Origin of the sequence: Microcoleus sp. C2D2, assembly GCF_036702495.1 — a bacterium.
In the GTDB taxonomy this organism is placed as follows: Bacteria; Cyanobacteriota; Cyanobacteriia; order Cyanobacteriales; family Microcoleaceae; genus Microcoleus.
Map to the genome: position 1 here is coordinate 30,744 of NZ_JAUBTO010000037.1, position 16,557 is coordinate 47,300.

The 16,557-nt window shown below is 43.2% G+C and carries 18 protein-coding genes; 6 read left to right on the plus strand and 12 right to left on the minus strand.

From position 1 onward, the window contains the following. Positions 1–79 precede the first annotated feature (79 nt). A complete protein-coding gene (locus QUB61_RS14555; protein WP_333129302.1) occupies positions 80–1,306 on the minus strand; it encodes an acyltransferase family protein in 1,227 nt (408 codons plus the stop codon). A gap of 457 nt (positions 1,307–1,763) precedes the next feature. Here QUB61_RS14555 and QUB61_RS14560 point away from each other — a divergent pair, with 457 nt between their 5' ends. From QUB61_RS14560 to QUB61_RS14565, 3 genes are all read left to right on the plus strand, one after another. Beyond that, positions 1,764–1,997: a hypothetical protein gene (locus QUB61_RS14560; protein ID WP_333129304.1), complete on the plus strand. Its 234-nt coding sequence runs from the start codon at positions 1,764–1,766 to the stop codon at positions 1,995–1,997. Positions 1,998–2,669: 672 nt separating this feature from the next. Then, the gene (locus QUB61_RS39910) at positions 2,670–2,897 is read left to right on the plus strand and encodes a hypothetical protein (protein ID WP_445300242.1); all 228 of its coding nucleotides are present in this window, start codon (positions 2,670–2,672) and stop codon (positions 2,895–2,897) included. Next, positions 2,797–3,234 (plus strand): hypothetical protein, encoded by a 438-nt coding sequence (locus QUB61_RS14565; RefSeq protein ID WP_445300243.1) that lies wholly within the window; start codon positions 2,797–2,799, stop codon positions 3,232–3,234. The genes QUB61_RS39910 and QUB61_RS14565 overlap by 101 nt, the downstream gene beginning before the upstream one ends. A gap of 41 nt (positions 3,235–3,275) precedes the next feature. Here QUB61_RS14565 and QUB61_RS14570 read toward each other — a convergent pair whose 3' ends face one another. Next, positions 3,276–3,686, minus strand: coding sequence for a DUF1257 domain-containing protein (locus QUB61_RS14570; protein WP_333129309.1), 411 nt, complete (start codon positions 3,684–3,686; stop codon positions 3,276–3,278). Positions 3,687–4,152: 466 nt separating this feature from the next. Beyond that, a complete protein-coding gene (locus tag QUB61_RS14575; protein ID WP_333129311.1) occupies positions 4,153–4,719 on the minus strand; it encodes a Crp/Fnr family transcriptional regulator in 567 nt (188 codons plus the stop codon). A 556-nt stretch (positions 4,720–5,275) separates the two neighbouring features. On the opposite strand from QUB61_RS14575, the gene QUB61_RS14580 reads away from it, so the two are divergent. Next, on the plus strand, positions 5,276–5,494 hold the full coding sequence (locus tag QUB61_RS14580; protein WP_333129313.1) for a high light inducible protein: 219 nt from the start codon (positions 5,276–5,278) through the stop codon (positions 5,492–5,494). A gap of 197 nt (positions 5,495–5,691) precedes the next feature. Here QUB61_RS14580 and QUB61_RS14585 read toward each other — a convergent pair whose 3' ends face one another. The 3 genes from QUB61_RS14585 to QUB61_RS14595 form a co-directional block, all read right to left on the minus strand. Continuing rightward, a complete protein-coding gene (locus tag QUB61_RS14585; protein ID WP_333129315.1) occupies positions 5,692–6,309 on the minus strand; it encodes a HEPN domain-containing protein in 618 nt (205 codons plus the stop codon). 37 nt (positions 6,310–6,346) lie between these two features. Beyond that, entirely contained in the window at positions 6,347–7,594 is a 1,248-nt protein-coding gene (locus QUB61_RS14590; RefSeq protein ID WP_333129317.1) for a DUF262 domain-containing protein, read from the minus strand. 265 nt (positions 7,595–7,859) lie between these two features. Then, positions 7,860–8,732 (minus strand): alpha/beta hydrolase, encoded by an 873-nt coding sequence (locus QUB61_RS14595; protein WP_333129319.1) that lies wholly within the window; start codon positions 8,730–8,732, stop codon positions 7,860–7,862. Positions 8,733–9,109: 377 nt separating this feature from the next. Between QUB61_RS14595 and QUB61_RS14600 the strand changes: the two genes are divergently transcribed. Continuing rightward, positions 9,110–9,604: a GAF domain-containing protein gene (locus tag QUB61_RS14600; RefSeq protein WP_333129321.1), complete on the plus strand. Its 495-nt coding sequence runs from the start codon at positions 9,110–9,112 to the stop codon at positions 9,602–9,604. Between the two features lie 395 nt (positions 9,605–9,999). On the opposite strand, the gene QUB61_RS14605 is transcribed toward QUB61_RS14600, so the two are convergent. Both QUB61_RS14605 and QUB61_RS14610 read right to left on the minus strand, forming a co-directional pair. Further along, the gene (locus QUB61_RS14605) at positions 10,000–10,320 is read right to left on the minus strand and encodes an element excision factor XisI family protein (RefSeq protein WP_333129323.1); all 321 of its coding nucleotides are present in this window, start codon (positions 10,318–10,320) and stop codon (positions 10,000–10,002) included. Continuing rightward, complete coding sequence (locus QUB61_RS14610) at positions 10,308–10,724, minus strand: XisH family protein (protein ID WP_333129325.1); 417 nt, start codon at positions 10,722–10,724, stop codon at positions 10,308–10,310. The genes QUB61_RS14605 and QUB61_RS14610 overlap by 13 nt, the downstream gene beginning before the upstream one ends. Between QUB61_RS14610 and QUB61_RS14615 the strand changes: the two genes are divergently transcribed. After that, the gene (locus QUB61_RS14615; protein ID WP_333129327.1) at positions 10,718–10,885 is read left to right on the plus strand and encodes a hypothetical protein; all 168 of its coding nucleotides are present in this window, start codon (positions 10,718–10,720) and stop codon (positions 10,883–10,885) included. The genes QUB61_RS14610 and QUB61_RS14615 overlap by 7 nt on opposite strands. Before the next feature lie 364 nt (positions 10,886–11,249). Here the strand turns inward: QUB61_RS14615 and QUB61_RS14620 are convergent, their stop codons facing one another. From QUB61_RS14620 to QUB61_RS14635, 4 genes are all read right to left on the minus strand, one after another. After that, positions 11,250–12,068, minus strand: coding sequence for a hypothetical protein (locus QUB61_RS14620; protein ID WP_333129329.1), 819 nt, complete (start codon positions 12,066–12,068; stop codon positions 11,250–11,252). A gap of 182 nt (positions 12,069–12,250) precedes the next feature. Beyond that, positions 12,251–15,211, minus strand: a complete 2,961-nt coding sequence (gene uvrA / locus QUB61_RS14625; protein ID WP_333129331.1) for an excinuclease ABC subunit UvrA — start codon at positions 15,209–15,211, stop codon at positions 12,251–12,253. A gap of 73 nt (positions 15,212–15,284) precedes the next feature. Next, on the minus strand, positions 15,285–15,728 hold the full coding sequence (locus QUB61_RS14630) for a retroviral-like aspartic protease family protein (protein ID WP_333129360.1): 444 nt from the start codon (positions 15,726–15,728) through the stop codon (positions 15,285–15,287). 122 nt (positions 15,729–15,850) lie between these two features. Further along, a complete protein-coding gene (locus tag QUB61_RS14635) occupies positions 15,851–16,483 on the minus strand; it encodes a 7-carboxy-7-deazaguanine synthase QueE (RefSeq protein ID WP_333129333.1) in 633 nt (210 codons plus the stop codon). Between the last annotated feature and the right edge of the window lie 74 nt (positions 16,484–16,557).

A 16,557-nucleotide genomic window follows, 5' to 3' on the forward strand; every position in this document is an offset into this window, starting at 1 on the left:
TGCGGATTTGGTATGATTCTCCAATCTAGAATCTCAAATCGGCTGACTGTGGACTATGCCCATGTAGCAGGATTATATATTATTTGCCGCCCGAGGTAAACGGAGCCATCGCTAATCTAACTCGACTTGCGATCGAGTTTGTTAGCTGTTGTAATAAACAAGCATTAACTATACAAATTTGAAGAATTAATATATAAAGTAAAATAGCACGGCTAGCCGTCAAAAGTGAAGGTTCACCTCGCACCACCACAGTAAAAAATTTGTGTATTACAATTAACCCGATAAACTGCGTTAAATAGAGTTCATAGGAAATCTGAGCAATCCATGTCAAAGATCTAGTTATTAATCCAGATAAATTTATTAAATTCCTAGATATATTAAAGACAATTACAAATAAACCAAATCCAATGAAAGCATCATAAAAAGACAGTCCCACAGGTAAAACTACGCCGAGAAACTTTATTTCATTTAAAAAAATGAACGAACAGATAATACCCAATATTTCAAAAAATATTGCTAGGGCTATTGTGACTGGCTTAGTTAGGTAATTAATTAATAGAGTAGGATTACTTGCATAAACCTTTGCCATTGCCATTCCTAAACAAAACTCAAATAACCTTGAAATTGCTAAATAGCCTGGATAACCGAAATCGCCTATTATTGGTAAAAATACGTTAAAGCCTAACATTAAAACTAAAAATGTATAGGTGACTTTAATGAGAAAAGAAGTTAATATAAACTGTTTAAGAGATTTTTTTTGTAAAAACTTAAATAGCAAAAAGAAACACAAATAAAATTGAAGTAGTGGAAACATAAACCAAGAAAATGGTATTGCTTTATCGAGAATTATAAAACTTCTCCAAAATGACGACCAATCAAAAAAGCCAAAAAACAAATCTGACCTTAACCGAGGAATTATCCAAGATACAGCTAAAAGTATCCAGTAGGTAGGGTAGAGCCGGAAAATTTTTTTTCTCATAAAAATAATCCAGCTTTCATCAGGTTTTAAAATTCTTGAATAAGTCAGCCCAAAACCACTGAGAATGAAAAAAATATGAACTCCCTGATATCCAAGCATGAAAAATATATTCAGCAAATCAAAAACTATATTTCCTACACTATTAAATGGCAGGGGAAAAAACTTTGGCAGCGACGTGGCTTCACCCACTACTTTTATATACTCAAAAAAGTTGCTGTATCCAAAAAATGGAGGGAGGACATTGAAGTACCAATAATGAACCCCGATTACCCAGAAGGCAGCCAACCCTCTCATCATATCTAATTCTTGAAATCGACTATACTTCATAAAAAAAATCCGTTTAATTCAAACTTATAGCAACAGTCAGGAAAGTTACAATGTCAAGCCTAGGATGTACTCGATCGCTCCTAGGATTCGGGAATCATTCTAGTCTATATCATAAGCGTCAGCCCTGTCTAGCGTTGTGAAGAAGATCCTCAAACTTTTGAAATCTCGAAGGCTGCGATCGTCAAATCTTCTTCTTTTAACAGGTGATTACCAATAAATTAGGTTTATTGCCGATCGCCAGCCGATAGGATGAGGTAAAGCCGGTCGATCGCACCAATACGCTACGAGGGCAGTGCGCACCTACAAACTACGAGATTTGAAGCGTTTGAGGGACTTATAGACCAGGCTCGGCAGTCATGCCAGATAGGGCTGGTCATCAGCGCCAAGCCCATCGCTTTTGCCGCATAACCTCCGCGTGAACCATCGCTAAATTATTGCACGCGGAGGTTATGCGGCGATGTTTTTGCCCCACGGATTATATCTAATATCAGAGCATTCCAGCCGACGATCGCATCTTCAGACTGGCGAGTCGGGGCGCGGGCCGATTCCCTACGGGATAGCTTCGGTAGCGCGTACTTTCCGGTTGCAGTGGCGATCGCATCACAGTTTCTGGCAAGTTAGAACTAATAGTGCCTGTACCAGCGATCGAACTAACTGCCAGACAAACGAAAACTCAACCCGGATTCAATGACTTAGGCGACTTTAACTTCCTGGCGTTTATTAAAAATAGTGCTCAAGAGCTAGTTACGAAAATATTTTTAAGCCCAGCCTGTCAGCAGCCGAGTTTTCTTAAACACTTCTTAAGAAATACTATTAAAAAAATTCTTATTAAGGAAAACGGCAGACAACTAATATCATTTCCGGTTACACCGGAATGATGTTGACGGTTGACTGTTGACGGTTGACTGTTCACGGCGTCAACAGTCAACCGTCAACAGTGAACTCGAATTTACTATTCCGATGCTAACGGATTTGATATAAGTTGTGCCTCGAAACCATTATCAATAGCTTGTTGTAGAGATTCTTGAGATTCAAAAGACAATATTTTTGCCAAAGCTAGTTAATTTTTATTAGTAATAGGCTTGAGAATCTACTTCGTCTAGATTATTGGGACAAGAGAGTTAAACGTAACTACAGATACATCATGGTTCAAGTCTTGTGACTTGGAAGAAAATTCGAGCTAGTCAGAGAAAGAGCTGCTTTCGATAGATAGATCGAGATTACTGCGTCCTGTTGATATTGCTTGACCCCCACATAGTGCTTGTGAAAGCTAAAAAACGCTATAGGGGGAAACTTATAAATTAGATGCGTTTCAGAAATAACCGCTACCTCAGTATTCCCATCCCAAAATGATGACAGCCTAATCACAGGCGACGGTAGGGGTACAATTTTTACAGACACAGGTAAAGACATTATTAATCCCCCAGAAGCAGCAAGCAGCATCTTCGGTGGCGAAGGCAATAAAATCATCATCGACAGCCCCAGCGACGATACCATCTACGCCCAAGCAGGCAACGACATCATCAACGGCCCATTCGGCAACAACCGCATCGCAAGCAGGCAAAGGCAACCACCGCGTCATCACAGGTAGTGGCAACGATTTCGTCACCGCAGGCGACGGCAACAATCAAATGTATACCGGTCAAGGCGATGACAACATCAACGCAGGCGACGGCAATAACTTCATCAAGCCGGGAACTGGCAACGATGCCGTTTCCGTCGGCAATGGCATCGATCGAATCGTTGTCGAAGCTGGCGTTGGTTACGTTAGCATATTTGGATTTAATCCGATCGCAGATAAACTGCGCTTAGGTGGTAGCCTCGCGGGCCAATCCATCTCCTTTATCGCGCCCACAAAGGCAGCACTCTCATCAAAGCTGGAGATGACTTGTTGGCAACCATCAAAAGAGCCTGGGAACGAGGAATGAGTTAGTCATTAGTCATCAGTCATTAGCCAACAGCTTTGAGATTACACCCACTTCCCCACTACCACCCGAATAGTACCGTCTTCTAAAGTTTCTTCTTGTTCCACTGCAAATCCCTGCTCCGGCACTGTTGCCATCAAAGCATGATATCCGTAACGCTGAGTTAACTCCTTCAACCACTGCCGAGAATATCTGTAAGCTCGATCGTATGCTGAAATAATCGCTTCAAACTGCCCGTCTTTCTGCAGCTTGAAGCCCATATCGTTGCTGGCAGCTCCTAGATATTGGCGGCGTACAATTACCTCTGCTTTCTCGGGACGTACATCTCCTTGAAACCCATACAGAGGCTGACCTGTTTCGTGTACCTCAACCCGAGCGAATCCTACATCTGCCAGCGCTTTTACTAAGGCATCTCGATTCTTAATCTGCGTCTTAATTGAAGTAAAGTGTGACATAAAAACTAGAGTTTGTGATACTTTTGATATAATTATAATATATACAGGACTTGCGCAACAAATCCTGGGCTACTCTATATGTAGTAGTAAGGTGGGCATTGCTGTCCTGGGGTGCGATCGCGCTTTAAAAAACTTCAAGCTGAATTATTTTTCCATTAAAGGACGATTTTTAATTATCTTTTGTTGTAGTCTTTTACCCGATATCGTGCTTTCATGGCTGACTCACTCCAACGGTAATCTCAGCGACTTTGAACGGCTAATCGCAGAAACTGCCGATCGAGCCCAGGGAGATCGGTGGGGAGAAATTGACACAACAAAGCAGTTTCAACCCCTCATCAAACCACAACCGATAGCCCAGAGTAAGGCGATCTGCGGTAAGTTGAAATATAAACACAGATACCTAAAAAATATCTGCGTTGCTCGGCGCCCAGCTGCGATTAAAAATAGCTCTTCTGTAAAAATCAAACTAACGTGAAATTAAGACAATGTATTGAGGGCGCGATCGATCGATAAATCCCTCCTCTTCCAGCCTAGCCATCAGCCGCGTTACAGTAATTCGCGTAATCCCAAGTGCTTCGGAAATCTCCTGGTGAGTTAATCTCAAATCAATTAACAGTCCTTGTGCGACTTCGCGACCAAATTTTTGTCCCAACCAAATTAATAGTTGCAGCAGGCGTGAGCGCAGAGATTCGCTGCGAACTATGCAGAAAAATGCTTGATTTTGCCGAACGTGCGCCAAAATTTCATCTAAGGATCGATCGCACGAATTTGCAGGAATGTAGCTAATTTCTACATGAGTTTTGCACTCAATTTGATAAGGTTGGACGCCTGACAGCGGCTGACCCAGCACGTCCCCAACTCCCCAATATCCCAGCGTAATTGGTGTCCCCTGCTCGTTCCAAGTCACCGTTCGGACAGCTCCCCGTTCTATTCGCAGCAAGCCTTTAGAAGGCACGGGTACTAACTGACGGCAGGTGAAAGTCTGGTGTCTGAAACTAGCGTACAAGGCTGGAGTGTAGGTGGAAAGAGTCATAGGATTCACCGCTACTTTGAATACAATATGCAGTTTAAACTAATTGATAATTTATGTCAATTAGCTGATAGGCGATTGCAGATATTACCTTCCCCTTGGCAAGAGAGGGTTGTGAATTTTTGCAACAGTTGCGACGCGGGGAGTGCTAAGCCTGAAACCCTTTGCGCCTGCTGTAGGAGAGGTTTCTGAACTTCATAATATCCGTGTCCAGGTGGTAAAGAGTATAAGTTGCCCGATCGGGCGATCGACATTCCCCACTCCAATCACCTGCCACGGGGTTGCAGAGACCGTTGACAGCGACTCTTGAGAGTCAAGAGTTGGCAGATGGTTATCGATCGTACTTTCATGTAATTGATACTCAAAGGCAAAGCCCGATCGCCCGCCCCATAAAGATTGTAGGTTGACTCATGAATATAATGATAATTTTTATTAAAATTTTAGAGGCGCTACTGCGAACTTTTATGATAAGTATCACCGAATTTCGCGATCCCAGTAACTGTAATATAACTTAACCATCAGTTACATTTATTTACATAAAGCAACAAACGAAAAACAAATGACTTCACGCAACCCGATCGTTGACGACCAAGGCCTACTGAACAACTTCGCTCATGAGCCGAAGATGTATGTAGACAGTAAAGTCAACACCGGATTTACCAAGTATGCTGAGAAAGTTAACGGACGTTTTGCCATGATTGGCTTTGTTTCCTTGGTGGCGATCGAAGTTTTGACCGGACAAAACTCGATCAGCATGCTCAAAGACATTTTAGGCTAGGACATTGTCTTGGAATTACCTCAGACTGAGACAAAGAAAGCCGGTTGCTATGAAAAATCCTGCCTTCAGCGACACAGACTGGTACATTAACCGGATTTCAGATTCCCCAACACAATTTTTAAAACGATTTTATTAATTAGATAATTACGAATTTAGAACAACAATAAAGCCTCAGCAATTGCTGGCGCTTTATTCATTTATGTCATCAGCTTATTGATCAGCTCATCCACCTTACAAAGTCCAGGGCTAATAATTTGCTCTATCCTACGCAGTTCAGTTGCAGGATCCGGCACTTGAATAGTGGGAGATGTAGATGAAGAATGAGCCACAACACCTCGTTCTTCCCCAAACGTATTCATCGTGGCCAGCCAAACAGGCTCTAAATCATCTGTATCTATTCCTATGGGCAAAAGCAACGCTAGAAGATTAGCTTCTTTGATTCCATGATTCTGCTTAATGGCTCGCTTAAAACTCTCAATAGCTGAATCTATTTTTTTGTTAATTTTTATTTTTCCATCCGGCACTTTTTTACTTCCTTGGCTGGGAGTAAGTGTATGTGGTGGTACTTCCATCTCTAGACCGGAGAAGGCAAGCAGGCAGATTAAAGTACGGCAAGTCTTACCCTGACTATCCCAATGATTTTTAGCATTAAGGGCTACTTCCCAAACTCTATCCTCAAGATAAGCCTCAATTTCAGCATGAACTAAAACTCTGTAGGCAAGAGTGTGGGCAAACTGTCGCTCGGAATATGAACCTGTAGGGTTAATCTTAGGTAGAAATTGTCTTTTTAACCTATTTAACTCTTTGGTTAACATCCGAAATCTAACGGATTTTGGCATACCTATTAATAACTTACCTCAAACCGTTAAAAATAATACGGTTATCTACGAGTTCAGGTACATTAAAATCTACATCCAAAACCTTTAACAAAGCTTTGCCCCACAGTGAGAGACGAGTATAAGTTTCACGAATGCTAGTTGTTCTTTTATCAACAGCGTCTCTGAATTCGCTATTAGATGATGAACATAACTCTTTAAATGCATTTTCCACTTCAGCCCGATTATTCTCAGCAGCTTGTCTAATAACTGGGTCGGAAAAATAAAAGACCATTACATCTAAAATGGCTCGATTCAATTTTCTACGGTAAGCATTAGAACTGCTCAACCACACACGAAATATATTTTCTTGCCCAAATATTGTAGTGGTTGTTTGCACTGCATTCTCAAATTGGCTAACTGTATCTTCGATCTCCATTTTTCGATATTTCCAATCATTGTTGAGTTTTTCGCAGGTCATATCCAGAAATGCTTTAAGATTCCCGCGATAATCGGATAAAAAATGATGGAATGCTACATACCGCAGTAATAATTCAACATCGCGCATCCGAGGATCGGGATTTTTAGATTTTAGGATTTTTCTTAAAGCTTGATTTTTAATTGATTCGTCATCTAAAAAATTGATGAAATCACCTGGATGCAATGCTTGTCTTAGTTCTTGTGGAGATAGCGGAGTATTTTCTACATTAAGACGAAGAAAAATCTTGTAGAGTAAACTTTCTGTATGCCAATTCCGAATCCATGTAGTACGAATAGTTTGATTGTCTAGTTCATCAAGTACAGAATTAAGGGAAGGATTGTTTTTTATATCCTGATGCGTACAACCATTTAGATCGGGCCTAAACTCTAAGTTTTTCAAAGTAAAACTATTGTTAATAGTTTCGCTTCTTCCATAAAATTGCAGGATTGTAAGCAAGCGTTGCTTGCCGTCAAGAACTATAAATTTTTTTCCTGTTTTTTCATGGGAAGCTAACACTATTTCTGGAATGGGAAATCCTAGAAAAATTGATTCTATAAACCTACTTTTGCGAATTATATCCCAAGCATCTCGTCTTTGAAATCTGGGATTTAGTTGAATATTTTCACGCTCCATTTGATCGAGTATGGTGGCTGTTGTCCAGTCAGTTCCAGCTACAATAATTTTTGAAATTTCTTTTAATACCGATTGTGGCTTTCCATTAGATGCAAGCTCATCATCTAGAGTTTCATCTTCCTCATCAAAGTTTACTTCTTCTGGTTTTTCCAAGAGTTTTTGTTTAGGCATGACTGCGCTATACTGGGTGAGTTTAATCTGGGTAAAATATTTATTACCTAAGTATAGCAGAATTCAGAAGGCTTTAGTTATCTAAGAGAATAGTCAGAATTTGATGTGAAAATGAAATAAACTCAATTTTTTTAGCAATTAAAGTGGATGGTAACTGATATTTGGCACTTTTTCCACAACTTAAAAAAACCTAACCCCCCAGCCCCTTGCCTACTAGGGTGGCGGGGAGGAATCTTCCTCCCCCCGATCGCGGGTAGGAGTCAATTCAAACAGCTTTGCTTGCCAAAAAATCTCTCATGTACCGATTCACTAACTGCGGTTGTTCCTGCTGCACCCAGTGGCTGCAATTAGGAATGTACTGAATCTGAAAATCCCGCACGTAATCTGCGGTTCCATAGGTTAACTCTTTGCCGAGGGCGGTATCATTTTCTCCCCAAATCATCAGCGTCGGAACTTGCAGCACGCTCCAATTCTGGCGATCGAGAAATCCGCCAGCTAGATTGCGGTAATAATTGATAGTAGCAGTCAGAGCGCCCCGTTTGGCTGCCGCATCTTTGTAAGCTTCTATATCTGAGGGGGTAAAGGTGCTTTTGTCCACTGCCATACCTTCAAAAGCAGCAGCAATTGCCTGATAGTCGCCCAACTGAATTAACAACTCCGGTAAAACAGGCAACTGAAACCAAAGGATGTACCAACTTCTCAGCAATTGTTGAGGAGTGCGTAGCCCTTCAGCAAACTTGGCCGGATGTGGTAGATTCATCACAATTAATTTATCCACCATTTGGGGATAAGCATAAGCAAAACTCCAGGCGATCGCGCCTCCCCAGTCGTGACCAACTAAGACGCAACTTTCGTATCCCAAACCCTGAATAATTCCCTTGACATCTTGCACAAACTCTGCCATCACGTAAGCAGATTTATCCTGAGGTTTGTCGCTGTCGTTGTAACCCCTGAGATCCACCGCGACAACTTTATAATCTGATGCAAATTCCGGGATTTGATGCCGCCAAGAATACCAAAATTCCGGAAATCCGTGCAGCATCAGCATCAGCGGCCCAGAACCTTGAGTGACATAGTGCAGTTTGATGCCGTTTGTAGCGATAAATTCGTGTTTCCAAGCAGCTTCTAGCACAGACATATTTGATGCTTCCTCTAGCTTTCGACATATTCTAGCAGTTCCTGTCTTTGAGAGGAACCAACTTTAGGCATATCTAGCAATTCTCCCAGCACTTGTAAACTCTTCCTTTTCTCTTCCTTTGTGGAACAGGCGTCTCGCCGGTACTTCTTCGCGAAACGAGTGCGTAAAAAAAGCCGCTCGCCCGTTTCCCCAAAAGATTGCTATCTCACTCAAAATATTAGTATAATGTTGCTGGCATCCCGACAACTGTTAAGCGAAAAATCACTTACTTTCGAGCGATCGAGAATTCCGATTGGCAAAAATTTGAGTATTTGTGAGGGTGCAAGTTAAATAATTCAGCTCCGGCGAGTATACTGAGAATTGAAGGAGTTAATATCATGTCTGGCGATCGCCTGCAAAACATTGTTAACCGCTTGACAGATCGTCTAAAGCGCGACGTATTAGTTGAAAAATCCCTCTACGACATTCGAGAAATTTTGCAGAGCGATCGCGCGGTGCTTTATCATTTTTACAAGCAGTGGCAAGGTCGAGTGACTTACGAGATGTTGAGTGCGATCGACCTCTCAATCTTGGGTTCCACGGGACCAGATGAGTGTTTTAACGGCGAATACGCTGCTTTGTACGAAGCCGGCAGAGTTAGAGCAATTGCAGATATTGAAGTAGAACCCATTCACCAATGCCACCGAGATTTTCTGCGTAGCCTGAAAGTTCGCGCCAATTTATCCGTGCCAATTTTAACAAAAAAAGGACTGTGGGGGCTGTTAATTGCTCATCAGTGCAGCGGGCCCCGCACTTGGTTGAGATCGGACATTGAATTCATGCAGCAACAAGCACAAAATATGGCAATGTCTCCGACAATTCAAGATAGTTAATTTTGAATCCCAGATTCTGCTTTGTGACAGTTGGGGTATCGAGCATAAAATATAGATGCGAAGTTTCAACTTTCCAGTCCCGATGAAAATTGTGCGATCGCACTACTTTAACAAACTATGAAAATGTTTAACTTTGAGAAGTAGAGAAAGAGGTTACTCACGCTCGAATAACTGTAACCGAGACAGAAATATTTACACAGATATAATGTTGCAAAGCTTACGGTAAGAGAATTTCAGATTCTATTTTGTGTAATTAATTCTGTCTAACTATAGCGGTTCTCAAGCGTGGTGAGGTATGGGGGCGAGTCCTATGGCTATGCCCTATGCCCGCGAGAGCACCTCATGTTACTGAGAAAGGCTATACTTATCCATCTAACTGTTCCAAACCTTTGTCTCTAGCAAGAGTTGGCGGCAATAATTTTTCGGATGCTGGGGGAGCGAAATCCAAGAATGATATCTTGAGGATACACGCCACGTTGAATCAGTTCTCGATCGATATAGATTTCGGTACTGTTGTGTTGAATCCAGATTTGATTTTCGATGATATCGAGCTGCATGGCACAGCCATAGATGCGATATTCGTCGCGCCATTCGTTGTGCATAACGAGGTATCGATCGCGGGCGATATCGAATATTAACTGAGCATTTGCGTCATTTTTAGAAAAGTCTTCGAGAAAGTCACAAACAATTTTGCGGTATTCGTTTAGTCTATCCATTGGTCGATCGCCTCACGAGTTGGATTGTAAATAATTAGTCGAATTTCATAACGTTCGATGACAGTTTTTGCGGGTTCAAATCTGAGAAACATTTGGTAGGTATCGGTGGGCACTGCCAGATACAGCATACGTTCTGGTTCGCTAGAGACTTCGATGGCAACGCGATAGTTGAGGAATTGACCGAGGGCGGTGTGGAATTCAGAAATGGTGGAGCCACCTGCGAAACTTTTGACTTCTACAGCTATTTTACGTCCTTCTTTTTCAGCGGCGATCGCTTCTTCGGCTGCAAGATCGATGTAGACATCAGCAACACCATAACGTAACTGGTAGGGATCGTGGGTAATCTTCCAGCCATCTTTTTGTAGGGCGATTTTGACCGTGTTGTGGAAGAGATCCTTTGCCATTTTTAGATTTTACCCAAGGATTTACATCGGAACTTAAAGGTGCACCGACTTCCACCGAAACCATGACGGCGGTGTATTGTCCGCTGTCGGTGAGTTGTTTGGCTAAAGCTAGCATGGCTGTGGTTTTACCCACTTGTCGGGGTGCATGGATGACGACATAGTTGCGTTGAGCGATTAACCATTCTAAGCCCGGTAAGCGCAGTGTTGGGGGTAGGACGTAATGAATGTCTGCTTGGCATGGGCCTGCGGTATTAAACCAGCGTGGCATAGGTAAATTGGGGCTAATGGGGTTGCTCTCAGTTTACTGTGATGTTGTTGGAATGGTGTTCTATTGTTAAGCGGGAGTTTGTACCGACTCCTAGGGCTGGATGAGAATCTCAGCGGGAATTGCTAACTCTTGATTCAGCTTCCGATGTCATAACGGATTGAGAGAATCAGCCGTAAAATGCAGCGGCGAGAAATAACCTCGAATTCATCACCAGTGGTTTTTGCTCCTCCGCTGCCATAAAGTGTTACCCCTAGCGCTTATGGTGACTGGCTTTCATCCTTTTTAATTAGCCTTATACAAGCGTGTATCGTTGCCAGATAGTAATAGAACATCCAATTATACCAAATGGCTTTGTCATAATCCTGCTTTTGCTCTTCATTGTGGTGTCGTATTCCAAAGTTATTAGCTATATTAAATAAGTCGCTCTCGTCTTTCTTTGATATTACTGCCTTAATTTGAGGACGCAGAAACTCAAGAACATCAGCTAAGTCTCGAACTGCATCACGCTTTTCATCTAGAGATGAGCGAAAACGTCTAAATTTAAGAATTGCGGATTCAACTCGCTGCTCAATATTTTCAGCATCGTGAGGAGGCAAGTTTGCAATAACTAAGTCCTCCAATCCTTGCTCGGAAAATTTTAGAATTTCACCCTTTTCGGAGAGTTCATATCCCTCTCTATAATCACACAAGAGGTGATTAATTCTATCTCTAAATTCTTGCTTACCAGCGGAGGTGTCATAATAAGAATCGTCATAATCACCCCATTCATTGTATCCATGAATATGCTTAGAAACACAATCGTAAAGAAACTCGATGACATCAAACAAGTCATCCTCTGAATAATTATTACATTTTTCCTCAATTGGGTATAAATCAGATTTCCTGATGGCGAGGAACATTTGTGCTCCTATATCAGCACCTAGCTTGCCTGGGACAGCTCCATAGTTTGCATAAAAATAATCGTTCTTTAGAAACTCAAGATAAACAACTTTGAAAAGTTTAACGAACATGGGTAGATCGTAGCGACTCGCATCAGGATTTTTGCCAGTACGATGAGAATAGTATTTCCGATTCATGAACGATTATCCCAATTTTGTAAATATATCCGGAGGGGCGAAGGATTCGCACCTATATTCTATCAATTATACGACGTATTTTAATTGTAGGGTGCGTCAGGTGAGTTTCTTAAACGATTATTGAAGGCTTAAATATCTGACGCACCTTACTAATTATGAGAATTGCGTAATTCCTGTTAGTATTAACTAACGGCTACAGCCTCCCCCAAAGGATGCTGCTGCAAAACAGCTTGCAAATACTTCCCAGTATAAGACCTCTGATTTGCCGCCACCTCCTCCGGCGTCCCCGCCACAATAATTTCGCCGCCCTTATCTCCCCCTTCCGGCCCCAAATCGATCGCCCAATCGCAGCACCGAATCACATCTAAATTGTGTTCGATTACCAAAATTGAATTACCCTTATCCACCAATCTTTGCAGCACATTTAACAAATGGTGAACATCATAAAACGACAAACCCGTCGTCGGTTCATCGATTAAATAAAGCGTCTTCCCAGTAGCGCGGCGCGACAGTTCCGTTGCCAATTTTACCCGCTGCGCTTCGCCCCCAGAAAGCGTCGGCGCCGGCTGTCCCAACTGAATGTAACCCAAACCAACATCAACCAAAGTTTGCAGTCTGGCGCCCGCCCTGGGAATATTTTTAAACATCTCCAAAGATTCCTCTACAGTCATGTTCAAAACATCAGAAATCGACTTGCCTTTGTACTTCACTTGCAGCGTTTCCCGGTTGTACCGTGCACCCTTGCAAACCTCGCACTGCACGTAAACATCCGGCAGAAAATTCATCGAAATCACGTTCACCCCTTGGCCGCCGCAAGCTTCGCACCTTCCCCCTTTAACGTTAAAAGAAAACTGCCCCGCTTTGTAACCTCTTGCCTTCGCTTCAATGCTTTCGGCAAACAAATCGCGAATCACATCAAAGACTCCCGTGTAAGTAGCGGGATTAGAACGCGGAGTGCGGCCGATGGGAGATTGATCGATGACAATTACCTTATCAACCACATCGTCTAAAGAGCGTTCCCCCTTCGTTTTGAGGGCTTCCATATCGGGCGGTAAAGGCACTTTTTTGGTGAGATAGTGTTGCAGCGACGGGTACAGCAATTCATTGATTAAAGTTGATTTTCCCGAACCGGAAACGCCTGTCACGCAGACGAGTTTTCCCAGGGGAATTTCGACATCGATATTTTTTAAATTGTTGCGCGTCGCATTTATGATTGAGAGAGCTTTGCCGTTGCCTTTTCTCCTTTCATTAGGCGTTTCAATTACTCGCTTTCCCGACAAATAAGCCCCGGTCAAAGATTCCTCGGCCGCCAGCAAGTCTCCTAAACTTCCTTGCGAGATAATTTTGCCACCGTGAACGCCGGCGCCGGGCCCGATATCGACAATGTGGTCGGCCGCTCGCATGGTTTCTTCATCGTGTTCTACGACAATCAAAGTATTGCCTAAATCGCGCAATTTTGTTAAGGTTTGCAGCAGGCGAAAGTTGTCTCTTTGGTGCAGTCCGATGCTGGGTTCGTCCAAAACGTAGAGTACCCCCGTCAAACCAGAACCGATTTGAGTCGCTAGCCGAATTCGCTGGGCTTCTCCGCCAGAAAGCGTCATTGCTGCGCGGTCTAAAGTCAGGTAATCTAACCCGACATCGAGCAAAAATTGCAGCCTTGCTTTGATTTCTCTCAGGGCTAAATCGGATATTTGGAACTGCCGATCGCTCAATCCCAAATTATTTACTCGTTCGCGGCATTCGCGAATCGAAATACTGGTTAAATCCACAATTCCGTACTGTCCCAACCGCACCGAAAGCGCCTCGGTTTTCAAGCGCTTGCCGTGACAAACCTCGCAAAAGCGATCGACCCGATACTGTTCCAACTTCTGCTTGATCAAATCAGAACCAGTATCGTCGTACTGGCGCTGCAACATGGCAATCACGCCATTAAAATCTCTCCTCAAATCAGTGCTGCCGTCGCGCTTTTTACTTTCTGCGGTGCGCTTGGACTCATTGCCGTACAAAATTACCCGCTGGTGTTCGGGCTTTAATCGATACCAAGGAGTGTCGATATCAAACCCGCAAGTCTCAGCAATACTGAAAAGCAAAGAAAGATAATAAGAATTGTCTTTGTCAGACCAAGGCGCGATCGCACAATAAACAGGCGCTTTCTCGTCGGGAACTACCAACTCCGGCGCAAAAGTCCGCAAACTTCCCAAACCGTGGCAGTTCGGACACGCGCCGTAAGGCGAATTAAAAGAAAATAACCTGGGTGAAAGTTCCTCCATTACCGCGCCGTGTTCGGGACAAGCAAAGTTTTCGGAAAATACGATCGGCCCCTGTGGTTCGGAATTTTCATCAGTCGGTAACTCTTCAATTATCGCAATTCCCTCTGAATGGCGCAAACAAGTTGCCAGAGAATCAACTAAACGTTCTTCTAAACCGGGTTTTTTAATTAACCGATCGACAACTATCTCGATATTGTGCGTTAGATTTTTATCTAATTCGATATTTTCCGAAAGTTCTAAAATTTCTCCGTTAACTTTGACGCGAATAAATCCTTCCGCAGCTAAACTCGACAATAATTTGCGGTGAGTGCCTTTTTTTCCGCGCACAACTGGTGCCAGAAGGTGAAAGCGAGTGCCGTCTGGAAGTGCCATGACTCGATCGCACATTTCATCAATTGTCTGCGGCGCAATGCAGCGATCGCAAATCGGACAGTGCGGTTCGCCGGCTCTGCCGTAGAGCAATCTGAGATAATCGTAAATTTCTGTAACAGTGCCAACAGTCGATCGCGGGTTGTGAGACGTTGACTTTTGGTCGATCGAAATAGCCGGACTCAAGCCTTCAATCGCGTCCACATCGGGTTTGTCCAACTGTCCCAAAAACTGGCGCGCGTAAGCGCTGAGAGACTCGACGTAGCGGCGCTGTCCCTCGGCAAAAATTGTATCGAAAGCGAGGGAAGACTTACCAGAACCCGAGACGCCAGTAAAAACGATCAGTCGATCGCGCGGCAGTTCCAGATCGATATTTTTCAGGTTGTGCTGTCTGGCACCGCGAACCCGAATCGTATTTTGGTTGTTAGAGTGAGCATTCGTCACATTATGCCCGTTGCGGGATGCACTTGGCTGGCTGTTTGAGGTTTCGGCGCGTTGGGACATGAGAGTAGTGCAAAACAGTGCTTAACCATCTTAGCGCTGCCGATCGAATTGCTGGCATCCAAACTCAAGAATATCAAAGAATTGTCAAATAAGTTTCCGTCGGCCCGTCGGGCAAAACCTTCAAACTTTGATGCTTCAAATCCACTTCAATTCCCAGCGCTTCCATCGGAATTACGCCTAAAAGTGGCGTTTTCCCCTCTGGCAATTCCAAACACTCAAAAGTCCCTTCGCGCCCGCACAGAGAAATCGAAGCATCCCGAAAAATCCTCGCCTCACTAATACCCGTGGCTGTTTCCACAACCACTTGCTTGAGGATTTTCAAACCCAGTCTGGCGATGACATCTTTAGGCAAACACAAAGTAGTCGCGCCCGTATCCACCCAAACATTTTCTAGAGTAACAGACCTCACTTGCTCGATTGGGATCAGACCATCTTCTGCTTTAGCTTCATCGATCCGATTCGTAATTACTAGGGTTGCGATAACTTTTCCCATTTGATTTTCAGTAGCTGCTTGCATAACTTTCATAATACAATAAATTACTGCCTTAATTTTAGCACATACTTATACGAATAGTAGGGCGATGTACTTTCTTTGCTTCGCTCCGCCCATCGGCTGCTATCTGTGTCAAAATAATCCAATTATTGCACGCCAATAAACTTGTGAGTTTGCAAAGATAACCTGTAACTAGGATTCTTTTTTAGGACTTCTAATATAATCGGAATTGCTGATTCTTTCGAGTTCCATTCCGGTTGCAAAAAAACCTGGCTTTTAACATTTTTTTGCAAATTATTGTTGTAAAATTCAACTTCTTCGCCAGTGCTAACCACCAACTTAATTTCATTAGCTCTAGTCCAGAAACGCTCTTGCACCGGATATTTAGGATTAACGTGTTCCTTAGGAGAAAGAGTAATCCAAGCCTGGGGAGAAACATCCTGCCAGCAAGCGCCCGAAGTTTCAATACTCACCTGCTTGTCAGCTTGTAACAAAGCTTCAACTAACTCCGGCAAATCCCGGTGAATGAAAGGTTCGCCGCCAGTAATGACAACCCTCGGAGACTGCAATTGAGCGAGCAATTGTGCGATCGACTGCGGCACAGAGGGCAAACCTTTGCCCCCATTTGCGTAACCCGTGTCGCACCAAGGACACCGCACAGGGCAACCGGCCAATCTGATAAAATCAACTAAAGTCCCCGTCCAGTAACCTTCGCCTTGAACAGTACACTGAAAAGTTTCGTGAATCGGTAATTTTACCTGCAAATTTGAACCCAGCATTTGCGCCTCTGATTAACTAAAAAATAAATCATTCTCTAGGGTACGCATTGCGCACCTTACTCTATACTTTTGAG

Bases quoted from the DNA above. Each gene is read 5' to 3' on its own strand.
- QUB61_RS14555 (WP_333129302.1), bottom strand. From the start codon at position 1,306: ATGAAGTATAGTCGATTTCAAGAATTAGATATGATGAGAGGGTTGGCT.
- QUB61_RS14560 (WP_333129304.1), top strand. From the start codon at position 1,764: ATGTTTTTGCCCCACGGATTATATCTAATATCAGAGCATTCCAGCCGA.
- QUB61_RS14570 (WP_333129309.1), bottom strand. From the start codon at position 3,686: ATGTCACACTTTACTTCAATTAAGACGCAGATTAAGAATCGAGATGCC.
- QUB61_RS14575 (WP_333129311.1), bottom strand. From the start codon at position 4,719: ATGACTCTTTCCACCTACACTCCAGCCTTGTACGCTAGTTTCAGACAC.
- QUB61_RS14580 (WP_333129313.1), top strand. From the start codon at position 5,276: ATGACTTCACGCAACCCGATCGTTGACGACCAAGGCCTACTGAACAAC.
- QUB61_RS14585 (WP_333129315.1), bottom strand. From the start codon at position 6,309: ATGTTAACCAAAGAGTTAAATAGGTTAAAAAGACAATTTCTACCTAAG.
- QUB61_RS14590 (WP_333129317.1), bottom strand. From the start codon at position 7,594: ATGCCTAAACAAAAACTCTTGGAAAAACCAGAAGAAGTAAACTTTGAT.
- QUB61_RS14595 (WP_333129319.1), bottom strand. From the start codon at position 8,732: ATGTCTGTGCTAGAAGCTGCTTGGAAACACGAATTTATCGCTACAAAC.
- QUB61_RS14600 (WP_333129321.1), top strand. From the start codon at position 9,110: ATGTCTGGCGATCGCCTGCAAAACATTGTTAACCGCTTGACAGATCGT.
- QUB61_RS14605 (WP_333129323.1), bottom strand. From the start codon at position 10,320: ATGGATAGACTAAACGAATACCGCAAAATTGTTTGTGACTTTCTCGAA.
- QUB61_RS14610 (WP_333129325.1), bottom strand. From the start codon at position 10,724: ATGGCAAAGGATCTCTTCCACAACACGGTCAAAATCGCCCTACAAAAA.
- QUB61_RS14620 (WP_333129329.1), bottom strand. From the start codon at position 12,068: ATGAATCGGAAATACTATTCTCATCGTACTGGCAAAAATCCTGATGCG.
- uvrA (WP_333129331.1), bottom strand. From the start codon at position 15,211: ATGTCCCAACGCGCCGAAACCTCAAACAGCCAGCCAAGTGCATCCCGC.
- QUB61_RS14630 (WP_333129360.1), bottom strand. From the start codon at position 15,728: ATGCAAGCAGCTACTGAAAATCAAATGGGAAAAGTTATCGCAACCCTA.
- QUB61_RS14635 (WP_333129333.1), bottom strand. From the start codon at position 16,483: ATGCTGGGTTCAAATTTGCAGGTAAAATTACCGATTCACGAAACTTTT.